Here is a 23,221-nt window from a genome sequence, read left to right on the forward strand (position 1 = left end):
GACGGGCCCACGCACCTGATGCCGGGTGCCTGAAGGGAGGGGGAGGCGTGGACGAGTTCATCAGGGCCGTTCTGGGCTTCCCCACCGTGCCGTTCACGGCCGCCCTGGTCGTTGTCTTCGGGTTCTGGCTGCTCGTGCTGTGCGGGGCCGCGGATCACGACGGTGTCGGTGCCGATTCCGGCAGCAGTGCTCTCGGCATCGGCGGTGTGCCCGTCACGGTGTCGGCCTCGCTGCTGATCGGCCTGGCCTGGTTCACGAGCCTCACCGGCTCCGTGCTCCTTGCCCGTACAGGGTGGCCCGGCGCGCTGGTCCATTTCCTCGGCGTCGCACTGCTGTTCGCTTCGGTCTTCGTGTCCTGGCGCGTGACCCGACACGTCGTACGGCCCCTGGCCAAGCTCTTTCCCGACGAACCCGGTCCGTCCCGGCTGGACTTCGTCGGTCTGACCTGCGTTATTCGCACGGGGCGGGTGGACGCGGTCTTCGGCCAGGCCGAGGTCGCGGCAGGGGACGGCGCCACTTCGATCGTCCAGGTACGCCAGCACGGCAGCGACCCGCTCACGCTCGGCAGCACCGCGCTGCTTTACGCGTACGACGACGCAGGCGAGTTCTTCTGGGTCGCGCCCTTCGATGCGGCGCTCGACCCGCGCGGCTGATCCGCCGCTCTTTCTCAGCCTTCCCGGGCTTCTCAGCTTCGACTTCTCACGTGGGGACTCCTCATGGATGCCATCTCTTTGGGCCTTGGCACGCTCGTCATCGTCGTTCTCGTCCTCGTGATCGCGGCTCTGCTCGTGGTGACCCGGTTGTTCCGCAAGGTCGAGCAGGGCAAGGCCCTGATCGTCTCCAAGATGCGGAAGGTCGATGTGACCTTCACCGGTCAGGTCGTGCTGCCCGTACTGCACAAGGCCGAGATCATGGACATCTCGGTGAAGACCATCGAGATCTCCCGGACCGGCCGCGACGGTCTGATCTGCAAGGACAACATCCGCGCCGACATCCGCATCTCGTTCTTCGTCCGCGTCAACAAGACCGTCGAGGACGTCATCAAGGTCGCCCAGGCCATCGGCACCCAGCGGGCCTCGGACAAGGCGACCCTGCAGGAGCTGTTCAACGCGAAGTTCTCCGAGGCGCTCAAGACGGTCGGCAAGCAGCTCGACTTCACCGACCTCTACACGATGCGCAACGAACTGCGCGACCGGATCATCCACATCATCGGCACCGATCTGAACGGCTACAGCCTGGAGGATGCGGCGATCGACTATCTGGAGCAGACCCCCCTCGCCCAGCTGGACGCCGGCAACATCCTGGATGCCCAGGGCATCCGGAAGATCACCGAGCTGACGGCCGTCGAGAGCGTGCGTACCAACGAGTTCCGCCAGCACGAGCAGAAGGAACTCACCCGCCAGAACGTCGACGCCCGCGAGGCGATCCTGGAGCTGGAGCGCCGCCAGGCGGACGCGGAGATCAAACAGCGCCGCGAGATCGAGACGGTGCGGGCGCGGGAGGAAGCGGAGACCGCGCGAGTGGTGGAGGAGGAGCGGCTGCGGGCGCAGAGCGCCTTCCTCAAGACGGAGGAGCAGCTCGGCATCCAGCGCGAGAACCAGGCTCGCGAGGTGGCCGTCGCGCAGAAGAACCGCGAGCGGGTCATCGCCATCGAGAACGAGCGGATCGAGAAGGACCGTCTGCTGGAGGTCATCGCGCGGGAGCGGGAGACGCAGCTGACAAGGATCGCTGCCGACAAGGAGGTCGAGACCGAGAAGCGGGACATCGCCGAGGTCGTGCGGGAGCGGATCGCGGTGGACCGTACGGTCGCCGAGCAGGAGGAGTCCATCAAGCGGCTGCGGACGGTGGAGGAGGCCGAGCGGGAGCGGCAGGCCGTCGTCATCGCCGCCGAGGCGCAGGCCCAGGAGAAGCTGGTCAAGGACATCAAGGCGGCGGAAGCGGCCGAGCAGGCGGCTGTGCACCGGGCGGCCGAGGAACTCACCCTCGCCGAGGCCCGCAACAAGACCGCCGATCTCGACGCCCGCGCCAAGATCCGCCTCGCGGAGGGCATCCAGGCGGAGGCCGCCGCCGAGGGCCTGGCCGCCGTCGCCGTACGGGAGAAGGAAGCGGACGCGATCGAGAAGGCTGGCCGGGCCGAGGCCGGAGCCACGACGGCGCGGCTCAAGGCGGAGGCCGACGGCGCCCGCGAGATGGCACTCGCCGAGGCGACCGCCATCGGCGAGAAGCTGAAGGCGGAGGCGGAAGGCCTGACCGAGAAGGCGGCGGCCATGGCCGCGCTCGACGAGGCCTCGCGCGGCCACGAGGAGTACCGGTTGCGGCTGGAGGCGGAGAAGGAGATCCGGCTCGCCGGGCTGGACATGCAGCGCCAGGTCGCAGAAGCCCAGGCAACCGTCCTGGCGACCGGGCTGGAAAGCGCCGACATCAGCATCATCGGCGGCGAGTCGGCGTTCTTCGACCGCATCGTCGGAGCGATGTCGATGGGCCGGGCCGTGGACGGGTTCATGGACAACTCCCAGACCGCCCAGACCCTGGCCGGGCCCTGGCTGGACGGCTCCGGCTCCTTCACGGAAGACCTCACGAAGGCACTGGGCTCGGTGTCCACGTCCGACGTGCAGAACCTGACCGTCTCGGCCCTGCTGATGAAGCTCATGCCGACCGGATCGGGGCAGCTGGACGAGCTGATGGCCAAAGCCCGGCAGCTGGGCCTGGCCGACATGCCGGTGACCGCACTCGCCGGCCTGAACGGCACCGCCAAGAGCTGACCGCCACGGGGGTGCGGTCACGTTCCGGAGCCGCCGCGGAGGGGTCGGCGGCTCCGGAAGAGCACCACTTTGCATACGAGGGAGCTGGAACACATGACCACGGCCACGGCGATGGACGCCCGTACGTCCGAGGTGCTGTCGTACGAGGTGCTGCGCGACCGGCTGGCGGCGCAGGCCGGCGAGCTGGCCCGGCGCGCGGAGGCCCTCAACACCGTCAGGATCGCCGAGTTCGGCGGAGCCGGGCTCACGCTTTCGGGCTCCGAGCGCATCCGCACCGAGCACCGTCGTGTACCCCGCGACATCGCCGCCATCGGGGACGTGCTGCTCTTCGGCTTCAACGGCGCCCCCAGCCAGGGGCGGGAGATGTCCGTCGGGGACGTGCTCGCCCTGTACGACCGCGACCTGAGCCCGCTCCCCGAGGGTGCAGCGCCCGGCCTCCTCGACGACCCGGGCTTCATCCGGGAGTTCGGGGCGCTGCACCGTTACTACCAGGCCGCGCGCCTGCTCCAGCTCCGCCACGTCGACGGCAAGCTGCTGGCCGTCTTCCAGACCGGAGAGCAGGCCGAGGACATCCGCGTCCTGCGCTGGTCCCTCACCCCGTCCGGCGAGGCACGGTTCCTGGATGCCCAGGGCGAGCGCGACCACGTCTTCCCGCCCGCTCACGACGTCGAGTGGCGGGAGACCACCCGGGACGACCACGTTCTGGGCCGCCACCCTCACACCTCCATCGGGGGGCGGCTCTTCGTCTCGACTGTCGGCGGGGCGCTCACCGTCAAGACCGTCGACGACACCGAGACCGGCGAGGGCATCCACCGCGAGCCGGTCGACGAGCCGCTGCAGTCCCTCGCCGATGCCGAGATCGCCTACGCCACCGTGGGCTCGCTGATCCTGCTGCGGATCCGCCCCTACAAGGAGCAGACCAGCCGTCACTTGGTCTTCAACACCGTCACGAACACCGTTGTCCGCCTCGACGGCATCGGCCAGTCCTGCCGCCGGCTGCCGGACGACGAGGGCATCGTCTTCCCCGGCGGCTACTGCCTCGCGTCGGGCACCGTGAAGACCTTCGACACGGACACGACGGACCTGGAATTCGAGAAGGCCGTGTGCGCTCCCAACGGCGAGGACGTCCTCTTCACCTTCCACGCCCGCGCAGAAGGACGCGGCCTGCTGCTCTCCTACAACCTCATCCGCAAGGAGGTCGCCGCCCCCATCTCCTGCCACGGCCATGCCCTGTTCGACGACGGCGCTCTCGTCGTCCTGCGCGCCGGCGTCGCCGAGCCCGCCCGTATGCACTCCGTGCAGATCTGGCACACCCCCTACACCTCCGACACCTACGCCTCATCCTCCGGAAACGGCCCGCTCGCCCGCATCGGCAACGCCGACCTGGTGCGGGGCATCGCCGACTGCCTTTCCATCGCACGCCAAGCCACAGAGACCGAAGCCACGCACTCCGGGGCGGTGTACGAGACGCTGCTCGCCGCCTGCGTCCGGGCCGCCGACCGGTTCCCCTGGCTCGGCGACGCCGAGACCGGGGACCTGCGCGGCCCCCTCGAAGAGGTCCGGTCCACCACCGCACACGTACTGGAGGAATTCGAGAGCGTCCAGGTCCTCACCCGGCAAGCTGCCGACGCCCTCGCCGAATCCGCTCAGTCGATCGCCCGGCTGATCCGCCGTATCCGCGGCGAGGCCCCGGCCACCGCCGAGGAGTGGATCGACCGCATCACCGAACTGCGCCGGGCACAGGGTCGTTTGATCACCCTCAAGGAGATGCGGTACGCGGACACCGACGGCATCGAGGCCCTGGCCGCCAACGTGGAGGGCGACATCACCTCCACGGCCCAGCGTGCCGTCGCCTTCCTGCACCGCGAGAACGCCTTCACCGCCCATCACGCCGAGGCCGAACAGCTCACCACCGACGCCGAGGGCATCACCACCGTCGCCGAGGCCGTCCCCGTCGAGGAGCGGCTGGAGGAGCGGACCTTCGGCCTCCAGACCCTCGTCGAGGTCGTCGCGGGCCTGGACATCGGTGACGCGACCGTACGCACCACCATCCTGGAGCGGATCGCCGAGGTCCTCGGGTCCGTGAACCGGGCCCGCGCCACGCTCGGCGCCCGCCGCCGAGAACTCCTCGACCGCGAAGGGCGGGCCGAGTTCGCAGCCGAGTTCGCGCTCCTGGGCCAGGCCGTCACCGGCGCTCTGGCCGCCGCCGCCACGCCCGAGGATTGCGAGGCCCAGCTCGCCCGACTGCTCCTCCAACTGGAGAACCTGGAGTCGCGCTTCGCCGAGCACGACGGATTCCTCGCCGAGATCACCGAGAAGCGGACCGAGATCCACGACGCGTTCTCCTCGCGCCAGCAGACCCTCCGGGACGCCCGCGCCCGGCGCGCCGAAGCCCTCTCCGAGTCCGCGCGCCGGGTTCTGGAGACGGTCACCCGCCGGGCATCGGGGCTGGAGAACCTCGACGAGATCAACACATACTTCGCCTCGGACCCGATGGCGGCCAAGGTCCGCCGCACCGCCGACGAACTGCGGCAGCTCGGCGATTCGGTCAGGGCGGAGGAACTGGCGGGCCGCCTGCTGGCCGCCCGCCAGGAGGCCGGACGTGCCCTGCGCGACCGCGGCGACCTGTTCACGGACGGCGGCGACACGATCCGCCTGGGCCGCCACAGCTTCGCCGTCACCCGCCAGGCCCCCGAGCTGACCCTCGTACCGCACCAGGACGGCCTGGCCTTCGCCCTGAACGGCACCGACTACCGCCACCCGGTCACCGACCCGGAGTTCGCCGCCACCCGGCCCTACTGGGGTCGGCTGCTGCCGTCCGAGTCACCCCGGGTGTACCGGGCGGAGTACCTGGCCGCGCGGCTGCTGGCCGAGCACGGCGCCGATGCCCTCGCCGCCGCTGACCTGCCCACGCTCGTACGGCAGGCCGCCGAAGCCGCGTACGACGAGGGCTACGAGAGGGGCGTCCACGACCACGACGCCACCGCGATCCTCACCGTGCTGCTGAGGCTGCGCGAGAGCGCCGGACTGCTGCGCTACCCTCCGCGCGAGCGCGCGGCGGCCGCTCTGTTCTGGGCCCACGGCACGACGGAGGGTTTCCGTGACCACTTCGCCCGTCGCGCGGTGTCCCTGGCCAGGGCTCGCGAGACTTTCGGGCTCACCCCCGCCATCGACGGACTGCTGGCCGAACTCACCTCCGAGGTAACCCGGTTCACCGAGGAGGCCGATGTCGGCCGCGCTGCCGAATACCTCTTCGAGGAGTTGGTTTCCGGTCCCGCCGGATTCGCGGTGTCCGCCTCGGCCCGCATCCTCCTCGAGAAGTTCCACCGCAGCGTAGGGGCATCGCCGTACGAGCAGGACCTGGCCGCACTCCCCGACCCGGCCGTACGCCGGCACCTCGTCGACGGCTGGCTCACCTCCTACGCGGCGGCCTGCGGCGAGGACATCGACGCAGGCGACATCGCCGAGGCCGCGGCCGTCGAACTGTGCCCCTCCCTGGAGCGCTACGACGTCACCGGCGAGACCACGGCAACCGTCACCGGCCTGCTCGGCACCCATCCGCAGATCACCGGGCGCTCCCTGAACCTGAGGCTGGACGAATTCCTCTCCCGTACCACTGACTTCGCGGCCGAGGCCGTCCCGGGCTTCCGTACCTACCAGCAGCGCCGCAGCACCCTCCTCGCGTCGATGCGCACCCAGCTGCGCGTCGACGCGTACCGGCCCCGGGTCATGTCCTCCTTCGTCCGCAACCGCCTCGTCGACGAGGTCTACCTCCCCCTCATCGGCGACAGCCTCGCCAAGCAGCTGGGCGCGGCCGGGGACGCCAAGCGCACCGACAGCAGCGGCCTGCTCCTGTTCGTCTCCCCGCCCGGCTACGGCAAGACCACGCTCCTGGAGTACGTAGCCGAGCGCCTCGGGCTGCTCCTGGTCAAGGTGGACGGACCGGCCCTCGGCCACCACACGACCTCCCTCGACCCGGCCGAGGCCCCGGATGCCGCCGCCCGCCGCGAACTGGAGAAGATCGCCTTCGCGCTCACCGCCGGGAACAACGTGCTGCTCTACCTGGACGACATCCAGCACACCTCGCCCGAGCTGCTCCAGAAGTTCATCCCGCTGTGCGACGCGACCCGCACCCTGAACGGGCACGACCTGCGCGGCAAGCGGTTCGCCGTCTGCATGGCCGGCAACCCGTACACCGAGTCGGGGCAACGCTTCCGCATCCCCGACATGCTCGCGAACCGCGCAGACGTCTGGAACCTCGGGGACGTTCTGACCGGCAAGGAGGACGCCTTCGCCCTCAGCTTCGTCGAGAACGCCCTCACCTCCAACCCGGTCCTCGCCCCACTCGCCGCCCGAGACCGCGCCGACCTGGATCTGCTCGTACGCCTCGCCGACGACGACCCCACTGCCCGACGCGACCGGCTCACCCACCCCTACCCGTCGGCCGAACTGGACCGGATCCTCGCCGTCCTGCGCCACCTGCTCACCGCCCGGCAGACGGTCCTCGCGGTCAACGACGCCTACATCGCCTCCGCGGCCCAGACCGACGCGAGCCGCACCGAGCCGCCCTTCCGACTCCAAGGCTCCTACCGCAACATGAACAAGATCGCGGCTCGCATTTCACCTGCAATGAACGACGCCGAACTGACCGCGCTGATCGACGACCACTACACATCGGAGGCCCAAACCCTCACCACCGGAGCCGAGGCCAACCTCCTCAAGCTCGCCGCCCTCCGGGGTGCCCTCACCCATGGCCAGGCGACCCGCTGGGCCGAGATCACCGCCTCGTATGTCCGCTCGCAGGCTCTCGGCGGCTCCGGCGACGACCCCCTGAGCCGGGCGGTGGCCGCACTCGGCCTGCTCGCCGACCGGGTAGCCGCCGTGGAGAATGCCATCACTCGCGCCACCGACTCCCGCCACCTGCCCATCCGCCCGAACGGCAGGCATGCGGCCCGCGAGGAGTGAGTCGCCTCAGGCATCGGAGTGGCGTCCGTGATCGTCTGCGAAGGCGACGAAGACCTGCTACAGCCTGCCCTGGGTGTGGAGGAAGCGCTGGTCGAGGATGACGGCGAGGTCCTCCAGCGCGGTGCGGAGCACGGCGGCGGACAGCATGACGTCGGGCGCGTCCGTGTCGATCTGCTCCGCCGTGAGATGCGTGCGCGAGAGGTGGGACAGCCTGAGTGCCGGCGCCCGGCGGCTGGCCGGCGCCGGGTAGATGCCGAGTGTCCAGGAAACCGTTGCGGTCAGCAGGGAGAAGCCGACGAAGGCTTCCAGTGGGGCGAGGATCCGCAGCCATCCCTCGGTGGGCGCGATGTCACCGAGGCCGAGCGCCGAGATGTTGACCAAGGAGATGTAGAGGGCGTCCGTGAACGACGAGTGCTCGGCGGGGACCAGAGCCCGGCGGTGTAGGTGAACGCCTGCGGCATGTGCGGCCAGTAGATCAGTGCCCATCCCATGACCACGGCCAGCGCCCACACCGCTACGACAGCGACCATCGCGATCGGGCCGGCCAGTCAGGACGCACGACGGCGTGAGGCCACCGAAGCGGACAGCCGCCACAGCCCCGTCATGACCAGCCTGCTCGGACCGCCGTGGTTCGTCGGATGCAGCAGCGTGTGGAAGACATCCCGCAGGACGAACAGCACCAGGGCCGCCCCGCGATGTCGACCATCCCATTCACCTGACACTCCTTTCGCCCGCCGCGGCCCTCTCACCCAATGACCTATCGGTCCGAACCGCAGCAGATCAGGCAGGCTCGTTCGCTCAGTGGAACCTCAAATCCGGATAACGATCGCATCACCAGCCCTTGGGTTTCCAGGGCGCGGGCCCTGGTGAGTGATCCACGTCACTAAAGAATCCATAAAGAGCGTGCTAAGAATGCGCAACTCCGCTTTCGGTACCACCCCTCGCCGGATCGCGGAGTGCCGGCATGCACCGGCTCTGCACGGCCAGGGAGGTCACGGTCCGAGTCCGCGGATCGAGACGCCCAGGGTCGCCGATCGGACAACGGCGTTCGCTCCATGCCCGCCCGCACTCACACCGTCGCACCGCACTGCGCCGGTTCTGCGCCATCGAGGTAAAGCCTGATGTCACTCGACACCATCACCACCTCCGTAGACGAAGCCGTCAGCGGATTCTTCGAGCCCATCGCCAAGTGGCTCGGAGACATCGTCTTCTACTCCGTCCCCGTCGGAGGAACCCAGCTTCCACTGATCGTCGCCTGGCTCGTGGTGGCCGGCCTGGTCTTCTCGGGCTGGTTCGGGCTGGTGCAGATACGCAAGTTCCGCCTGGCGGTGAACGTGGTGCGCGGCAAGTACGACGAGAAGGGGTCGGCCGGTGAGGTCAACCACTTCCAGGCGCTGACCGCGGCCGTCTCCGGCACCGTCGGCCTCGGCAACATCGCGGGTGTGGCGGTGGCCGTCTCCATCGGTGGCCCGGGCGCCACCTTCTGGATGATCCTCTGCGGCCTGCTGGGCATGGCGACGAAGTTCGTCGAGGTCACCCTCGGCGTGAAGTACCGCGAGGTGCACGCCGACGGCTCCGTCTCCGGCGGCCCGATGCACTACCTGCCCAAGGGCCTGGCCGAGCGCTTCGGCGCCCGCGGCAAGACCCTCGGCAAGGTCCTGGCGGTCCTCGCCTCCGCGATGATCCTGTTCTTCGGTCTCTTCGGCGGCAACCTCTTCCAGGTCAACCAGTCCTACGCGCAGCTGGTCTCCGTCACCGGCGGCGAGAGCGGCATGATGGGCTCCTCGGCCGGCGCCCTGTTCTTCGGCATCCTGATCGCCGCGATCGTCGGCATCGTGCTCCTCGGCGGCATCCGCTCCATCGCCTCCGTCACCAGCAAGCTCGTTCCCGCGATGGCCGGCATCTACATCGTCGCCTGCATCGTGGTCATCCTCGTCAACGTCTCCGCCGTACCGTCCGCGATCTCCACGATCATCGAGGGTGCCTTCAACCCCGAGGGTGTCGCCGGTGGTGTCCTCGGTGCGCTGATCATCGGTTTCAAGCGGGCCGCGTTCTCCAACGAGGCCGGTCTCGGCTCCGCGCCGATCGCGCACTCCGCGGTCAAGACCAAGCACCCCGCCAGCGAGGGCCTGGTCGCGCTGCTGGAGCCGTTCATCGACACGGTCGTCATCTGCACCATGACCGCCCTGACGATCGTCATCGCCAACCCGGCCAGCTGGGGCGAGGCCCGCAAGGGCGAAGGCGTCGGCGGCGTGACGATCACCTCGGACGCCTTCGGCACGGTCCTGCCCTGGTTCCCGTACATCCTCACCATCGCGGTGATGCTGTTCGCCATCTCCACGGTGCTGACCTGGGGCTACTACTGCATGAAGGCCTGGACGCACCTCTTCGGCCGCAGCAGGACCAGCGAGCTGACCTTCAAGGTCTTCTACACGTTGTTCGCGGTCGCCGGTTCGCTGCTTACCCTGCAGACCCTGATCGACATGGCCGACGCGGTGCTGTTCATGCTCGCGGTCATCAACATCATCGGCCTGTACCTGCTGGCCCCCGTGGTCAAGCGGGAACTCAACACCTTCCTCGACTTCGTCCGCCGCCGCGACGCCGGCCTGGACACCGAAGCCGACGAGGACGAAGACCAGGAGCCGGTGAAGACCACCGTCTGACCGTCCCCCCGGCGGCCCGGCTCCTGAGTGGGCTCGTACATACCTCGCGCCTTGGTGTGTACGAGCCCACTCATCTGCGTTTCAGCAGGTGAGAACCCCTCTGGTGGTATCCGGGCATCTCCCATAGGGTGTAAAGAACGCGTCAATGGGGCAGCCGAGCTGCCGGTGACGCGCGGTGTGCCGGGAAGTCTGGTCGGCGATGTAGGGGCCGTGTGCCCATTTCCAGCCGACGCCCCGGAAGGCCACCCCAATGATCGACCCGCGCCCGCGCATCGTCTTCGGACTCATGCCGTGGCCCGAACGCCAGGCCATCGCCTCCGCCCTGCGCACCGAAACGATCGGTGGCCTCGTCCTGCTGGCGGCAGCAGTCGTGGCCCTGGTCTGGGCCAACAGCCCGTGGAGCGGGGGGTACGAGGCGATACGTGACTTCCACTTCGGGATACCCGCCCTCGGGCTGGAACTGTCGGTCGGGCACTGGACCGCCGACGGGCTCCTGGCGGTCTTCTTCCTCGTCGCCGGCATCGAACTCAAGCGCGAACTCGTCGTCGGCGAGCTACGTACCCCCGCCACGGCGGCCCTCCCGGTCGTCGCCGCCGCATGCGGCATGATCGTGCCCGCCGCCCTGTACGCACTCACCGCCGGTCTGGGGGGCGGCAGCCTCGACGGCTGGGCCGTGCCGATGGCCACCGACATCGCTTTCGCACTCGCTGTCCTCGCCGTCATCTCCACCCACCTCCCCTCCGCCCTGCGCGCCTTCCTGCTCACCCTGGCCGTCGTCGACGACCTCGGCGCCATCCTCATCATCGCGATCTTCTTCACCAGCGACCTGAACTTCTGGGCGCTGGGCGGAGCCTTCGCAGGCCTGGGAGTCTTCTACCTGCTCCAGCGGCTCCGGGTCCGCGGCTGGTGGTTTTACGTACCGCTCGGTATCGCGATTTGGGCCCTGATGTACAACAGCGGCATCCACGCCACCGTCGCGGGCGTCGCCATGGGGCTCATCCTGCGGACGACCCGCGACAAGGGCGAGGAAATCTCCCCGGGGGCCCGCGTATCGCACCTGGTGCACCCGTTCTCGGCAGGCGTCGCGGTGCCGCTCTTCGCCCTCTTCGCCGCCGGCGTCAGCATCTCCGGACCCGCGCTGGCCGAAGTGTTCACCAGCCCCGAGCCCCTCGGCGTCTTCATCGGCCTCGTCGTCGGCAAGGTCCTCGGCATCTTCCTCGGCACCTACCTCGCCGCCCGCTTCACCAAGGCGGAGCTCAACCCCGACCTCGCATGGGCCGACGTCCTCGGCCTCTCCGTCCTGGCCGGGATCGGCTTCACCGTCGCCCTCCTCATCGGCGAACTGGCCTTCCCCGGCCAAGAGGTCGGTGAGCACGTCAAGGCCGCCGTCCTGATCGCCTCCCTCACCGCGGCCGTGCTCGCCGCCGTCCTGCTCCGGCGCAGGAACAAGATCTACCGGAGTCTGTACGAGGAGGAGACCCTCGACGCCGACGCCGACGGGATACCCGACATCTACCGGCGCACCCTCACGCCCGGCTCCAACGGCTGACGCGAAGGAGAGTGCAGGCGGGCGCAGCACTCCTGGGGCCGGCGATCGTCATCGCCGCCCTCGTGATCAGGACAGCGGTCACCGAGCTGCGAGAACCCGGGGCCGGGCGTCGAGAGCGGCGATTTCTGTGGGATCCGCGTGCGTGGGCGGCCGGGGCGATGGTGGCATGTGTTCTCGCCCTGGCCAGCTGGCGGTCGGCCGGGTCGCCGGCCGCTGCCCTGGGCGTAGCTGGCGGGGACCTTGGTCGCGTACACCAGCGGCGGACGCCCACCTTCGGACTGACTCCCGCACGACCGTTGTCGTCAGACACTTTCGGCTGCCGCCCGACGTTGAACGGCAGCACACCGCGCGCGAGCGGGCACCGTTCCCCACGGTCGGCGCGGACTGGCAGGAGCGCCGAGGGTGTCTTCCTGTCGGCTCAGCCGTGGCCGGCCCGTGAGCCCAGCATGACCAGGCCCGTGATGAGCGTGGCGAGGCCAATGACCAGTACCGGAAAACCGGGGCCCGGCAGGGCGTACAGCAAGGCGCCGGCCAGCGTCACAGGAACGCCGACGATCACGAGGACGACCGCCATACGGCGTTCCGTGAGGTTGCGTCGCACCCACCCAAGGAGCCTGCCTCCAGGCATCGCGGTCAACTCTTCGCCCGCGAGTTCACGCTGCGGGAGGTCCGTTCGGCGCGCAGGAAGCACGCTGCGGCCGCCACCACGAAACCGAAGCCCAGACCCGTGCAGGCCATGACGACGCCCGAGGGTGCGTCGATCATGCGCGGGACGGCGTTCAGCGGCATCACGGCATAGAGGCAGAGGAGGGCCCATGCGTAGGGACGAACGGCCAGCCGCCGCCCCCGGAGCCCGCGCGGCGTCCAGCCGCTGAGCACTGCCAGCGCCAGGGGGAGCACGAGCAGTGTGCCTACCGCCAGCGCGATGCCGTGGTACAGCGGATTTCCGTTCATGGACACCTCTCTGATGCGTATGCCCACGATAGACGGCCGATAAGTGACGCATTCATGCCGGGTTCCGGCAATGTATGGCAGTCCGAACTGCCGTCAGAGCCCCGTCAAGACGACGACGTAAGGGATACGTGAAGCAGCCGGTGGAGTGCCAGGAAGTCTGGGCGGCGGTCTTGGAACTCACTCACGGCTTGGTGGGCCATGGTCACCGTGCTCATCTGGGGCATCAGCTTGATTGCCGACCAACTCGCCTCCCTCTCGGCATGTGCGGTCAGCGCCGCTCTGCTGACCGGTCTCGGGGAAAGCGGCGACTGGCTCCGTAGGCGCTGGTCCTCAGCCAGGTCGGCAAGGGGGCGCCGAGAACCGTGGTGGTCGGGACGAGGTGCCGGGCCAGGGACGTGATCACTGGCCGGCGCACAGGGGGGATCCTGCCGGGCGCTCCCGCTGCGCACATGTCGCCGGGAAGGGCCCCTGAAGGCCTCGCTGCCGGTCCTTCCCCTGAGCAGGGCTCTGCCGGCCGGCCACCCACGCATGCCCGCGACCACGCGTGTGATCGCTGATCGCCTGAACGGGCAACGGCCCGCCATGCCGCTACCTGTTGGAGGAGTCACCCGGTGGAGGACACGTCGACGAGGCCGCCGAGTTGTTCGAGCGGTTGTGTTCGTACATCTCCCGTGCATGAGACCGGAGGCGGCGCATTTCGGGCGGGTCCCGTCGTGATCGACGTGAAGTGGTGTCAGTTCGGCGGACCGGGCGGCGGTGCTGCCTCGTCGCCGCGTCCACCGGCCTTGCGACGTGTTGCGAGTGCACTGGCGGCTTCGCTGTCGGCCTCTGCGGCGTCGGCGAGGGCCTCGGCAGCGGCTTCCGCCGCTTTCGCCGCGTCGTTCGCCGCCTGGACGGCGAGATCGTCCGAGGACGCCTCGCGGGTGGCGGTGGACTGGGGGAGGACCTCGTTGAAGGCGCGGGTGACGTTCTGGAGGGCGGAGGTGACCTCCCCGGGTATCACCCAGAGCGTGCTGCCCGGTGCCTGCGCGATCTGGGGGAGCGCCTGGAGGTACTGGTAGGCGAGCAGCTTGGGGTCGGGGTCGTTGCGGTGGACGGCCTGGAACACCTCGTCGATGGCTCGCGACTGCCCCTCGGCCTTGAGGATCTCGGCGGTCCGGTTGCCTTCGGCGCGTAGGACGGCGGACTGCTTGTCGCCTTCCGCGGTGAGGATCTGGGACTGGCGCTGACCCTCGGCCCCGAGGATGGCGGCCCGCTTGTCCCGCTCGGCCCGCATCTGCTTCTCCATCGCGTCCTTGATGGACTGCGGCGGGTCGATGGCCTTGATCTCCACCCGGTTGACCCTCAGCCCCCACTTGCCGGTGGCCTCGTCGAGGACACCGCGGAGCTGGTTGTTGATGGTGTCGCGCGAGGTCAGGGTCTTTTCCAGGTCCATGGAGCCGACGACGTTGCGCAGGGTGGTGACGGTCAGCTGTTCCACCGCCTGGAGGAAGTTGTTGATCTCGTAGGCGGCGGCGCGCGGGTCGGTGACCTGGAAGTAGAGGACGGTGTCGATCTCGACCACCAGGTTGTCTTCGGTGATGACCGGTTGGGGTTTGAAGGAGACGACCTGCTCGCGCAGGTCGATCACCGGGTAGACGCGGTCGATGTAGGGGATGACGACGTTGAGCCCGGGCTTCAGGGTCCGGTGGTAGCGTCCGAGCCGCTCGACGTTGCGGGCGCGGGCCTGGGGGACGATCCGGACCGCCCGCACCACGGTGAAGACCGCGAGGACCGCGACGAGCAGGCCGGCTATGAGGAACGCGGAGATCTCCATGGCTCACTCCCGGGGATAGACGAGCGCGGTGGTGCCCTTGATCTCGATGACATCGACGGTCGTGCCGGGAGGGATCACCAGCGTCTCGTCGTAGGCGCGCGCCGTCCATTCCTCACCGCCGATACGGACTCTGCCACCCCACTTCGACACCTCTGATGTCACGTAGGCGGCCCCGCCGATCAGGGCGTCCACGCCGAAGCGCCCGTCCGGCGAGGAAGACAGGCGGCGAAGCGCGACCGGGCGGACGAAGACCAAGCCGACCGTCGACACGACCGCGAACACCAGAAACTGCCAGGGAAGGGGCAAGCCGGCGGCGGCGAACACGGCTGTGACCAGCGCTGCACCCCCCAGCAACCCGAGCGCGGCAGTGAGCGTGATGATCTCGACTGCGCCCAAGGCCAGAGCGGCAATCAGCCAGATCAGCCAGGAATCCATGCCTCACGCCTCCTCGTAAGCGAAGGAGAGCGACCATTGATACCTTTTGTGAGATTTTACCCATGAATTCTGTCGGGAACCGGCCGCGCAGTCCGCACGATCCTGACCCGCTTCCTGAACCTCGCCCGGGGCTTGGGCGGCGGCCGCTCCGTGACGCCGTAGCTGAGGACTGAAGCCTTGACGAGGTCCACGCCTTCGAGGAGGGCAGCCTCCTACGCAGGCGTGCGCTTCCGTCGGCCCCGATCGGAAAGGCCGCGATCTCTCATCGTCAGCCGCCTGCGGCATCCGTGGCCGGATCGTCGGTGAGCGGGAGGGAGGCAGTGATCCGTTTGCCCACGGGTTCGCGGCGGACCTGGAAGGTCCGGGCGGAGGCCATGACGATCTCGAGGCCGTGCTGTCCCACGCGGGTGGGGTCTGGAGTCAGGATCGTCGGCAGGGCCGGGTTGCTGTCCCAGACGGTCACATCCACGCAGCCGTTCCGGACTTGGAGGGTCAGCAGGCTGGGGCCGGGCGCGTATTTGCGGGTGTTGGTGACCAGCTCGCTGACGACCAGCTCCACCAGATCCAGAAAGCGGTCCGAGACCCGCAGGCCATGGACTCTCTGCACGTCGGTCAAGAAAGAGCGGGCAAGCAGCCGAGCCCCGGCAATCGGCTCACTGCCCTCGAACGCGGCAGAGAGTGACAGAGCGCGGGGGAGCGGCGTGGTGTCCGGTTCGGTCCCCTCTGCCGTCTCGTCCACGTCGGGCCGGTCTACTGCCGGGCGGCCACCTCGCCCGATCCACTGCCAGGTCATGGCTTGCAGGCTCCGGTCGACGGTCGGGTGGGGGAGAGAGCAGTGAAGGTGCTATCGGCGGCGGGCTGAGGCGGCCATGGCGAGGCCGGTGATCAGCAGGGCCAGGCCGATGATGAGAAAGGGGAATCCGGGGCCGGGCAGGATGTGCATCGCCACTCCGGCCAGGGTGAGAGGCGCGCCAACGGCCGCCAATACCTTTCCGATCTGCCGTTCCGACACGGCATGCTCCTTGCTCCGCGCTGTTGCGGATGTGGGGTCGGGAGCGTCACGGCCGGTGAGGAACGCGGTGAGTGCCCCGGCGAGAAGCGCCCAGGCGGCGGCCGCCCAGCCGAAGCGCTGACCGCCGATCAAGATGATGGCTGAGGCGACCGTCGCGCCGGCCGTCATGGCCCGGGCATTGACGGCGAATGCCCACTGCCGCCGGGCACTGCCCGGATCCCGGAGCTCGGTGAGCGCTGTCCGGATGACCAGGGCAGCGATGACGATCACCGGTGCCAACAGCGAGGTGCCGCCATCGGCCATCAGATGTGGTACCCGTCCGCGCCGACTGTCTCGGTCATGGGAGCGGTGCGCCCGGTCCGGGGTGGGACACCGAGGAGTGGCGGTCGGGGGAGGAAGTGTCACGTGGGGCGGTGGGCATCGCGGTTTGCTTTCGGCGTCGGCGAGAAGGGCGCACTGCCCTAGGGACGCCGACCAGACTTCCCGGCACACCGCGTGCCAGCTCTTGACACGTTGCTTACACCGTATCCACCGGAGGCCGGGTTGTCTGCCCCGCACCCGCCTACGAACGCTTCGATGTCAGGTCGTGATCACCCCTGGCGGGAGGCACACCACCAAGCGGCGATGGCCGACAGAACGAGTGCGCCGGCGGCGACGATTTCCGGCCGCTCACCAGGCGTCGTGTAAAGGGCGGCCCCGGCGATCGTGAGGATCACTCCCACAGCGACAAGCGGTGAGACGGGACAACGCAGCGCCCCCGGGGCCCGCTCGGCGGGTGGTCCACCCCGGGGAGCGGCGCTAAGGAGGCCGCCTCCCGGTTGCCGAGGGTGATGGTGCCGGTCTTGTCGAGCAGCAGGGTGTTGACGTCGCCGGCGGCCTCGACCGCGCGCCCGCTCATCGCGACGACGTTGCGCTGGACGAGGCGGTCCATGCCGGCGATGCCGATGGTGGTGGGGATCAGGGTGACGAGGAGGGCCACCAACACGGTGGTGGTCTGAGCGGCGCCCGCGTGTGCGGCCATGGGCTGGAGTCCGAAGACGACCAGGATGAAGACGACGGTGAGCGCCGACAGCAGGATGTTGAGCGCGATCTCGTTCGGGGTCTTTTGCCGGGTGGCGCCCTCCACGAGGGCGATCATGCGGTCGATGAAGCTGTGCCCGGGGCGCGAGGTCACCCGTACGACGATCGAGTCGGAGAGCACGGTCGTACCGCCCGTCACGCCTGATCGGTCGCCGCCGGACTCCCGGATCACCGGGGCCGATTCGCCTGTGACGGCCGACTCGTCGACCGCTGCGGCGCCGTCGATCACATCGCCGTCGGCGGGGATCAGCTCCCCCGCCTCCACCAGGACCACATCGAGCGGCTGGAGGTCGGCCGGGGAGACGGCCTCGGTCTCGGCATGCCGGAGGTTCAGGCCGTACGTCCAGTGACGTAGGCGCAGCGCGACGGTGTCTGTGCGCGCCCGGCGCAGCGACTCGGCCTGGGCCCGGCCGCGCCCTTCGGCGACGGCCTCGGCGAAGTTGCCGAAGATCACCGTCAGCCAGAGCCAGACACTGATCACCCAGGTGAAAACGGACGGGTGAACCAGCGCCGAGAGGGTGGTCAGAGCGGACCCCACCGCCACCACGAACAGGACGGGCTTCCTGACGAGTTCACGGGGACGCAGCTTGCGCAGGGCTTCCTGGAAGGAAGCCGCCTGCTGTACGGAGTCCAGCAGGGGCCGCCTCCCTGGGCGTCTGCGGGGTGGCCGGTTGACGGGGGCCTGCGACGGGGTCCGGACGGGAGGTACCTGCCGGGTGGCGGCGGGAGGCATGGAGAGACCTATCGGTGGGATCGGCTGGGCCGGACGAGGGATGCACCGCCGGGACCCGTCCCATAGGGCCCCTCCGGCTCGTCACGTGACGTGCGGGTCCCCTGGCGGCACAACGGGCAGGAACCTACCGCTCGTTGAGGCCATGCCGAGCATCCGGAGTCGGCAATTGGCGAGGTCTTGACGGGTGTGCGGTGACTTCCGTCAAGACTCCGTCAGTGACACGTCAACAGGTATGGATCCGCCGGCCTTGCCGGCTCGCGGAGGTGCCGGTTCCTGCGCGTCACGGGGTGCCGGCGAGTACTGGACGGTTTCCGTATGAAGTCCGACAAGACAGCGTCAGCACGGGCGCGGTCCACCCGGCGCGGGTGCATCGTCGCATTGCGGGCATCCGCCCCGCCTGGCCGAGAGAACGGATTGCAGATGGATCTGGAGAATGTCGTCGGGCTGCTCGTGGCCGTTTCCCTGCTCGCTTACCTCGTGGCAGCCCTGATCAACCCGGAGAAGTTCTGAGTCGACACTCTTCGTGGTCGTCCCGAGACGGATGAGCTGGGGTGGAGACCGTGCCCCGATACCTTGTGAGTGACCGTGTCGCACTGACGGGAGCTCCTCCTGCCCTTCCTGGTCGCGCGCTCGTGCCCTTCCGCAGCCGCCTGGCGGAGACGAGCGAAGCACTGATCCGGCTGGTGGCCGCCGCCCTGGTGGTCACCCGTGGCACCCGCCTCGCCGGGGAGCTCGCGGCTGTTTCGCCCAGCGCGCCGGATCTCCCGAGGCCGTGGTGGACCACGTCCGGGGCGATCTCACTGAGCTGCTGGAGCTGCGGGGATGCCGCTTCGAATACGGGTCCCTGCTCGGCCGCCCCCCGGCTGGAGCACGACGGCAGTGTGTCGGTCGGCCGCCGCGCCTGGGATCTGGAACGCAACGCCCGGCCCGAGGGCGAGACCGAAGTGCGCGCCAGCGGCAACGGTCACTACTACGGCCGGTTCATGCTCGCCCCCACGCCGGGTTCGGTGCCTTCGGTCCAGGCGCGCCGGGTGGCTGCGACACTCGCCGACCTGACCGGCTCCGCCCTCGACACGGCGTTGCCCGGCGAGGGCTGAACAGGGCTTGCGTATCCGCGCCGCGTAAGGATTCCGTCAAAGGCGCCACGTCCGGCGTATGGGAGCCGTCAAGGCCCCTTAACGATGCTTCCGGGATGCGGTTAGCTCTGGATCGGCCAGCTGGCCGATTCCCTACTTCCACTTCCTCCAGGAGCTCACGATGGCCGATGTGGCCTTCGTCGTCACCACGATCGCGGTTTTCGCGTTGGTGGCTCTCATCGCCAAGGGGGTGACGAAGCTGTGACTGCCGAGAACATCGTCGGCCTGGTCGTGGCCGTCGCTCTGCTGGGATATCTCGTCCTCGCCCTCGTCAAGCCGGAGAGGTTCTGAGTCCCGATATGAGCCCCGTTCTTGCTGACGTGCTCCAGGTGGCGGCGCTGATCGCCGCCCTGGCCCTGGTGCACCGCCCCCTGGGCGACTACATGGCCCGCGTCTTCTCCTCCGAGAAGCACCTGCGGGTCGAGAAGTGGATCTACCGCAGCGTCGGCGCCAATCCGAACGCTGAGATGCGCTGGTCCGCCTACCTGCGCGCGGTCCTCGCCTTCTCCGCCGTGAGCGTGCTGTTGCTGTATGTGCTCCAGCGCGTACAGCACGTCCTGCCGCTGTCACTCGGCTTCGAGGCGATCACCCCGGACCAGGCGTTCAACACCGCCGCGTCCTTCGTGTCGAACACGAACTGGCAGTCGTACTCAGGCGAGACGGCCATGAGCCACGTCACCCAGACCGCCGGCCTGGCCGTCCAGAACTTCGTCTCGGCAGCCGTCGGCATCGCCGTCGCGGTGGCCCTCGTACGCGGCTTCGCCCGCTCCCGCACGGGCGAGCTGGGCAACTTCTGGGCGGACCTGGTGCGCGGCACCGTCCGCATCCTGATCCCCATCTCGGTGATCGCCGCGATCCTGCTGGTCGCCGCGGGCGCCATCCAGAACTTCGGCGGCATCCACGACCTCACCACGGTGACCGGGCAGCCCCAGAGCATCTCGCCGGGCGCGGTGGCCTCCCAGGAAGCCATCAAGGACCTGGGCACCAACGGCGGCGGCTACTTCAACGCCAACTCCGCCCATCCCTTTGAGAACCCCAACGGCTTCTCGAACCTGCTGACGATCTTCCTGCTCCTGGTGATCCCCTTCTCGCTGCCGCGCACGTTCGGCCGCATGGTCGGCAACGTCAAGCAGGGCTACGCGATCGTCGCCGCGATGGGGACGATCTGGTTCGTCGGCGTGGTTCTGGTGACCTGGCTCGAGTACGCGCATCCCGGCACGGCCTCGCAGCTGGCGGGCGGCGCCATGGAGGGCAAGGAGCAGCGCTTCGGCGAAGGCCCGTCCTCGCTGTTCGCGGTCTCCACCACCATGACCTCCACCGGTTCGGTGAACTCCTTCCACGACTCCTACGGCGGACTGTCCGGTGGTGTGCTGCTGCTCGGCATGATGCTGGGCGAGATTGCGCCCGGAGGCGTGGGCTCCGGGCTCTACGGCATGCTGATCATGGCGGTCATCGCGGTCTTCCTGGCCGGTCTGATGGTCGGCCGTACGCCCGAGTACCTGGGCAAGAAGATCGGCACCCGCGAGATCAAGTTCGCGGCCTGCTACATCCTCATCACCCCCGCGCTGGTGCTCGTAGGCACGGCGGTGGCGATGGCCCTGCCGGACGGCAAGGAGGCCATGACCAACGTCGGGGCGCACGGCTTCTCCGAGGTTCTGTACGCCTACACCTCCGCGTCGAACAACAACGGCTCCGCGTTCGCCGGCTTCGGTGCCAACACGCCGTTCTTCAACACGGCGCTGGGCCTGTGCATGCTGTTGGGCCGGTTCCTGCCCATGGTGTTCGTGCTGGCGCTGGCCGGCTCGCTCGCCGAGCAGGCGCCCGTCCCGGCCACCGCGGGCACCCTGCGTACGGAGAAGCCGCTGTTCACCGGCCTGCTCGTCGGCGCGATCCTGATCATTACCGGTCTGACGTTCTTCCCGGCGCTGGCGCTGGGTCCGCTCGCCGAGGGGCTGGGGTCATGACCACCAACGTAAAGAACCACGAGGACCCGATGCCCACCGCCACCACTACCGGGACCCCGGCGCCGCACAGCGACGTCCCGACGGGCCACAAGCCCGACAGCGGGCGCGTGGGCGCCGGTCTCTTCGACCCCAAGCAGCTGCTGAAGTCCTTCCCGGACGCGGTGCGCAAACTCGACCCCCGTGTGATGATCAAGTCGCCGGTCATGTTCGTGGTTCTGATCGGTTCGGTCGTCACGACCGTGCTGGTGTGTCTGGACCCGACCGACTGGTTCGGCTGGGCCATCACGGCCTGGCTGTGGCTGACCACCATCTTCGCGAACCTCGCGGAGGCCGTCGCCGAGGGACGCGGCAAGGCGCAGGCAGATACTCTGCGCAAGGCCAAGACCGACACCGTCGCCCGCCGCATAGTCGGCAAGGACGAGGAGCGCGTCCCGGGCACGGAGCTGCGCATCGGCGACCTGGTGGTGTGCGAGGCCGGCGACATCATCCCCGGCGACGGAGACGTCGTCGAAGGTGTCGCGTCCGTCGACGAGTCCGCCATCACCGGCGAGTCCGCCCCGGTCATCCGTGAATCGGGCGGCGACCGCAGTGCGGTCACCGGCGGTACGAGAGTTCTCTCGGACCGCATCGTCATCAAGATCACGACGAAGCCGGGCGAGACCTTCATCGACCGGATGATCAACCTGGTGGAGGGCGCGGCGCGGCAGAAGACGCCGAACGAGATCGCCCTGAACATCCTGCTGGCCTCCCTGACGATCGTCTTCCTGCTGGCCGTGGTGACGCTGAAGCCGTTCGCGATCTACGCGGGCGCCGACGAGCAGACGTCGATGATCGTGCTGACCGCACTGCTGGTCTGCCTGATTCCCACCACCATCGGCGCCCTGCTCTCCGCGATCGGCATCGCCGGCATGGACCGCCTCGTCCAGCGCAACGTGCTGGCCATGTCCGGGCGCGCCGTCGAGGCCGCCGGCGACGTCTCCACCCTGCTCCTCGACAAGACAGGCACCATCACCCTGGGCAACCGCCAGGCGTCGGAGTTCGTCCCCGTCAAGGGCACCACCGCAGCCGAGCTCGCGGACGCCGCCCAGCTGTCCTCGCTGGCCGACGAGACCCCTGAGGGCCGCTCCATCGTCGTCCTGGCGAAGGAGAAGTACGGGCTGCGCGAACGCCACCAGGGCGAACTGACCCACGCCTCCTGGGTCCCGTTCACCGCCCAGACCCGCATGTCAGGTGTCGACGTGGACGGCAGGAAGACCCGCAAGGGCGCCTCGGGCTCCATCATCACCTGGGTCAAGGAGCAGGGCGGCCAGGTCGCTGCCGACGCCCAGGAACTCACCGACACCATCTCCCAGGCCGGCGGCACCCCGCTACTGGTCGCCGTCGAGGACGAGAAGGGCGCCCGCGTCCTCGGTGTCATCCACCTCAAGGACGTCGTCAAGGAGGGCATGCGCGAGCGGTTCGATGAGCTGCGCCGCATGGGCATCAAGACGGTCATGATCACGGGTGACAACCCGCTGACCGCGAAGGCCATCGCGGAGGAGGCGGGCGTGGACGACTTCCTCGCCGAGGCCACGCCCGAGGACAAGATGGCCCTCATCAAGCGGGAGCAGGCCGGCGGCAAGCTCGTCGCGATGACCGGTGACGGTACGAACGACGCCCCGGCCCTCGCGCAGGCCGACGTCGGCGTGGCCATGAACACGGGCACCTCGGCCGCCAAGGAGGCCGGGAACATGGTGGACCTGGACTCCAACCCCACCAAACTCATCGAGATCGTCGAGATCGGCAAGCAACTCCTCATCACCCGGGGTGCGCTCACGACCTTCTCCATCGCCAACGACGTCGCGAAGTACTTCGCGATCATCCCGGCCATGTTCGCGGTCGCCTACCCGGGCCTGGACAAGCTCAACATCATGGGCCTTGCCTCGCCCGAGTCCGCGATCCTCTCCGCGGTCATCTTCAACGCGTTGATCATCATCGCTCTCGTGCCGCTCGCCCTGAAGGGCGTCCGGTACCGGCCGACCAGCGCGGACAAGATGCTGCGCCGCAACCTCGGGATCTACGGCCTGGGCGGCCTGATCGCCCCGTTCATCGGCATCAAGCTCATCGACCTGCTCATCTCCCTCATCCCCGGGCTCGCCTGAATTAGGAACGT

17 protein-coding genes and 1 pseudogene are annotated in these 23,221 nt (G+C 68.9%); 10 read left to right on the top strand and 8 right to left on the bottom strand.

Annotation, left to right across the window (positions count from 1 at the left end):
- Positions 1-47: 47 nt before the first annotated feature.
- From OG444_RS32005 to OG444_RS32015, 3 genes are all read left to right on the top strand, one after another.
- Positions 48-653, top strand: coding sequence for a hypothetical protein (locus OG444_RS32005; RefSeq protein ID WP_252310247.1), 606 nt, complete (start codon positions 48-50; stop codon positions 651-653).
- Between the two features lie 63 nt (positions 654-716).
- A complete protein-coding gene (locus OG444_RS32010) occupies positions 717-2,762 on the top strand; it encodes a flotillin family protein (RefSeq protein WP_266444503.1) in 2,046 nt (681 codons plus the stop codon).
- A 93-nt stretch (positions 2,763-2,855) separates the two neighbouring features.
- Positions 2,856-7,727 (top strand): DNA repair ATPase, encoded by a 4,872-nt coding sequence (locus tag OG444_RS32015; RefSeq protein ID WP_327265441.1) that lies wholly within the window; start codon positions 2,856-2,858, stop codon positions 7,725-7,727.
- A 57-nt stretch (positions 7,728-7,784) separates the two neighbouring features.
- Here the strand turns inward: OG444_RS32015 and OG444_RS32020 are convergent, their stop codons facing one another.
- Positions 7,785-8,213, bottom strand: a complete 429-nt coding sequence (locus OG444_RS32020; RefSeq protein WP_323185393.1) for a potassium channel family protein — start codon at positions 8,211-8,213, stop codon at positions 7,785-7,787.
- Between the two features lie 635 nt (positions 8,214-8,848).
- Here OG444_RS32020 and OG444_RS32025 point away from each other — a divergent pair.
- Together OG444_RS32025 and nhaA are read left to right on the top strand one after the other, a co-directional pair.
- Positions 8,849-10,390: an alanine/glycine:cation symporter family protein gene (locus tag OG444_RS32025; RefSeq protein ID WP_266606552.1), complete on the top strand. Its 1,542-nt coding sequence runs from the start codon at positions 8,849-8,851 to the stop codon at positions 10,388-10,390.
- 250 nt (positions 10,391-10,640) lie between these two features.
- On the top strand, positions 10,641-11,939 hold the full coding sequence (nhaA, locus tag OG444_RS32030; RefSeq protein ID WP_266606553.1) for a Na+/H+ antiporter NhaA: 1,299 nt from the start codon (positions 10,641-10,643) through the stop codon (positions 11,937-11,939).
- A 418-nt stretch (positions 11,940-12,357) separates the two neighbouring features.
- Here the strand turns inward: nhaA and OG444_RS32035 are convergent, their stop codons facing one another.
- The 7 genes and pseudogenes from OG444_RS32035 to OG444_RS32065 form a co-directional block, all read right to left on the bottom strand.
- Positions 12,358-12,513 carry a hypothetical protein gene (locus OG444_RS32035; protein ID WP_266353990.1) on the bottom strand — a complete coding sequence of 52 codons (156 nt, stop codon included), beginning with the start codon at positions 12,511-12,513 and terminating at the stop codon, positions 12,358-12,360.
- Between the two features lie 59 nt (positions 12,514-12,572).
- Positions 12,573-12,893: a hypothetical protein gene (locus OG444_RS32040; protein ID WP_266353991.1), complete on the bottom strand. Its 321-nt coding sequence runs from the start codon at positions 12,891-12,893 to the stop codon at positions 12,573-12,575.
- A 733-nt stretch (positions 12,894-13,626) separates the two neighbouring features.
- On the bottom strand, positions 13,627-14,709 hold the full coding sequence (locus tag OG444_RS32045; RefSeq protein WP_252310255.1) for an SPFH domain-containing protein: 1,083 nt from the start codon (positions 14,707-14,709) through the stop codon (positions 13,627-13,629).
- A 3-nt stretch (positions 14,710-14,712) separates the two neighbouring features.
- On the bottom strand, positions 14,713-15,144 hold the full coding sequence (locus OG444_RS32050) for an NfeD family protein (protein ID WP_252310256.1): 432 nt from the start codon (positions 15,142-15,144) through the stop codon (positions 14,713-14,715).
- A 268-nt stretch (positions 15,145-15,412) separates the two neighbouring features.
- On the bottom strand, positions 15,413-15,937 hold the full coding sequence (locus tag OG444_RS32055) for an ATP-binding protein (protein ID WP_266444519.1): 525 nt from the start codon (positions 15,935-15,937) through the stop codon (positions 15,413-15,415).
- Positions 15,938-15,988: 51 nt separating this feature from the next.
- Positions 15,989-16,459, bottom strand: a complete 471-nt coding sequence (locus OG444_RS32060) for a PGPGW domain-containing protein (protein WP_252310258.1) — start codon at positions 16,457-16,459, stop codon at positions 15,989-15,991.
- 478 nt (positions 16,460-16,937) lie between these two features.
- Positions 16,938-17,969, bottom strand: a pseudogene (locus OG444_RS32065) (HAD-IC family P-type ATPase); the annotation flags it as partial.
- Positions 17,970-18,389: 420 nt separating this feature from the next.
- Here OG444_RS32065 and kdpF (OG444_RS32070) point away from each other — a divergent pair.
- From kdpF (OG444_RS32070) to kdpB, 5 genes are all read left to right on the top strand, one after another.
- Positions 18,390-18,479: a K(+)-transporting ATPase subunit F gene (kdpF, locus tag OG444_RS32070; RefSeq protein ID WP_252310259.1), complete on the top strand. Its 90-nt coding sequence runs from the start codon at positions 18,390-18,392 to the stop codon at positions 18,477-18,479.
- 122 nt (positions 18,480-18,601) lie between these two features.
- Positions 18,602-19,066 carry a hypothetical protein gene (locus OG444_RS32075; RefSeq protein WP_266444522.1) on the top strand — a complete coding sequence of 155 codons (465 nt, stop codon included), beginning with the start codon at positions 18,602-18,604 and terminating at the stop codon, positions 19,064-19,066.
- A 240-nt stretch (positions 19,067-19,306) separates the two neighbouring features.
- Complete coding sequence (kdpF, locus tag OG444_RS32080) at positions 19,307-19,396, top strand: K(+)-transporting ATPase subunit F (protein WP_018845955.1); 90 nt, start codon at positions 19,307-19,309, stop codon at positions 19,394-19,396.
- 8 nt (positions 19,397-19,404) lie between these two features.
- Positions 19,405-21,069, top strand: coding sequence for a potassium-transporting ATPase subunit KdpA (gene kdpA / locus OG444_RS32085; protein WP_252310261.1), 1,665 nt, complete (start codon positions 19,405-19,407; stop codon positions 21,067-21,069).
- On the top strand, positions 21,066-23,210 hold the full coding sequence (kdpB, locus tag OG444_RS32090; protein WP_266444525.1) for a potassium-transporting ATPase subunit KdpB: 2,145 nt from the start codon (positions 21,066-21,068) through the stop codon (positions 23,208-23,210). Before kdpA ends, kdpB begins: the two co-directional genes overlap by 4 nt.
- Positions 23,211-23,221 lie beyond the last annotated feature (11 nt).

This window comes from Streptomyces sp. NBC_01232 (genome assembly GCF_035989885.1).
In the GTDB taxonomy this organism is placed as follows: Bacteria; Actinomycetota; Actinomycetes; order Streptomycetales; family Streptomycetaceae; genus Streptomyces.

Coding starts and splice junctions, on each gene's coding strand:
- OG444_RS32010 (WP_266444503.1), top strand. CDS start 717: ATGGATGCCATCTCTTTGGGCCTTGGCACGCTCGTCATCGTCGTTCTC.
- OG444_RS32015 (WP_327265441.1), top strand. CDS start 2,856: ATGACCACGGCCACGGCGATGGACGCCCGTACGTCCGAGGTGCTGTCG.
- OG444_RS32020 (WP_323185393.1), bottom strand. CDS start 8,213: ATGGGCACTGATCTACTGGCCGCACATGCCGCAGGCGTTCACCTACAC.
- OG444_RS32025 (WP_266606552.1), top strand. CDS start 8,849: ATGTCACTCGACACCATCACCACCTCCGTAGACGAAGCCGTCAGCGGA.
- nhaA (WP_266606553.1), top strand. CDS start 10,641: ATGATCGACCCGCGCCCGCGCATCGTCTTCGGACTCATGCCGTGGCCC.
- OG444_RS32035 (WP_266353990.1), bottom strand. CDS start 12,513: ATGGCGGTCGTCCTCGTGATCGTCGGCGTTCCTGTGACGCTGGCCGGC.
- OG444_RS32040 (WP_266353991.1), bottom strand. CDS start 12,893: ATGAACGGAAATCCGCTGTACCACGGCATCGCGCTGGCGGTAGGCACA.
- OG444_RS32045 (WP_252310255.1), bottom strand. CDS start 14,709: ATGGAGATCTCCGCGTTCCTCATAGCCGGCCTGCTCGTCGCGGTCCTC.
- OG444_RS32050 (WP_252310256.1), bottom strand. CDS start 15,144: ATGGATTCCTGGCTGATCTGGCTGATTGCCGCTCTGGCCTTGGGCGCA.
- OG444_RS32055 (WP_266444519.1), bottom strand. CDS start 15,937: ATGACCTGGCAGTGGATCGGGCGAGGTGGCCGCCCGGCAGTAGACCGG.
- OG444_RS32060 (WP_252310258.1), bottom strand. CDS start 16,459: ATGGCCGATGGCGGCACCTCGCTGTTGGCACCGGTGATCGTCATCGCT.
- kdpF (WP_252310259.1), top strand. CDS start 18,390: ATGGATCTGGAGAATGTCGTCGGGCTGCTCGTGGCCGTTTCCCTGCTC.
- kdpA (WP_252310261.1), top strand. CDS start 19,405: ATGAGCCCCGTTCTTGCTGACGTGCTCCAGGTGGCGGCGCTGATCGCC.
- kdpB (WP_266444525.1), top strand. CDS start 21,066: ATGACCACCAACGTAAAGAACCACGAGGACCCGATGCCCACCGCCACC.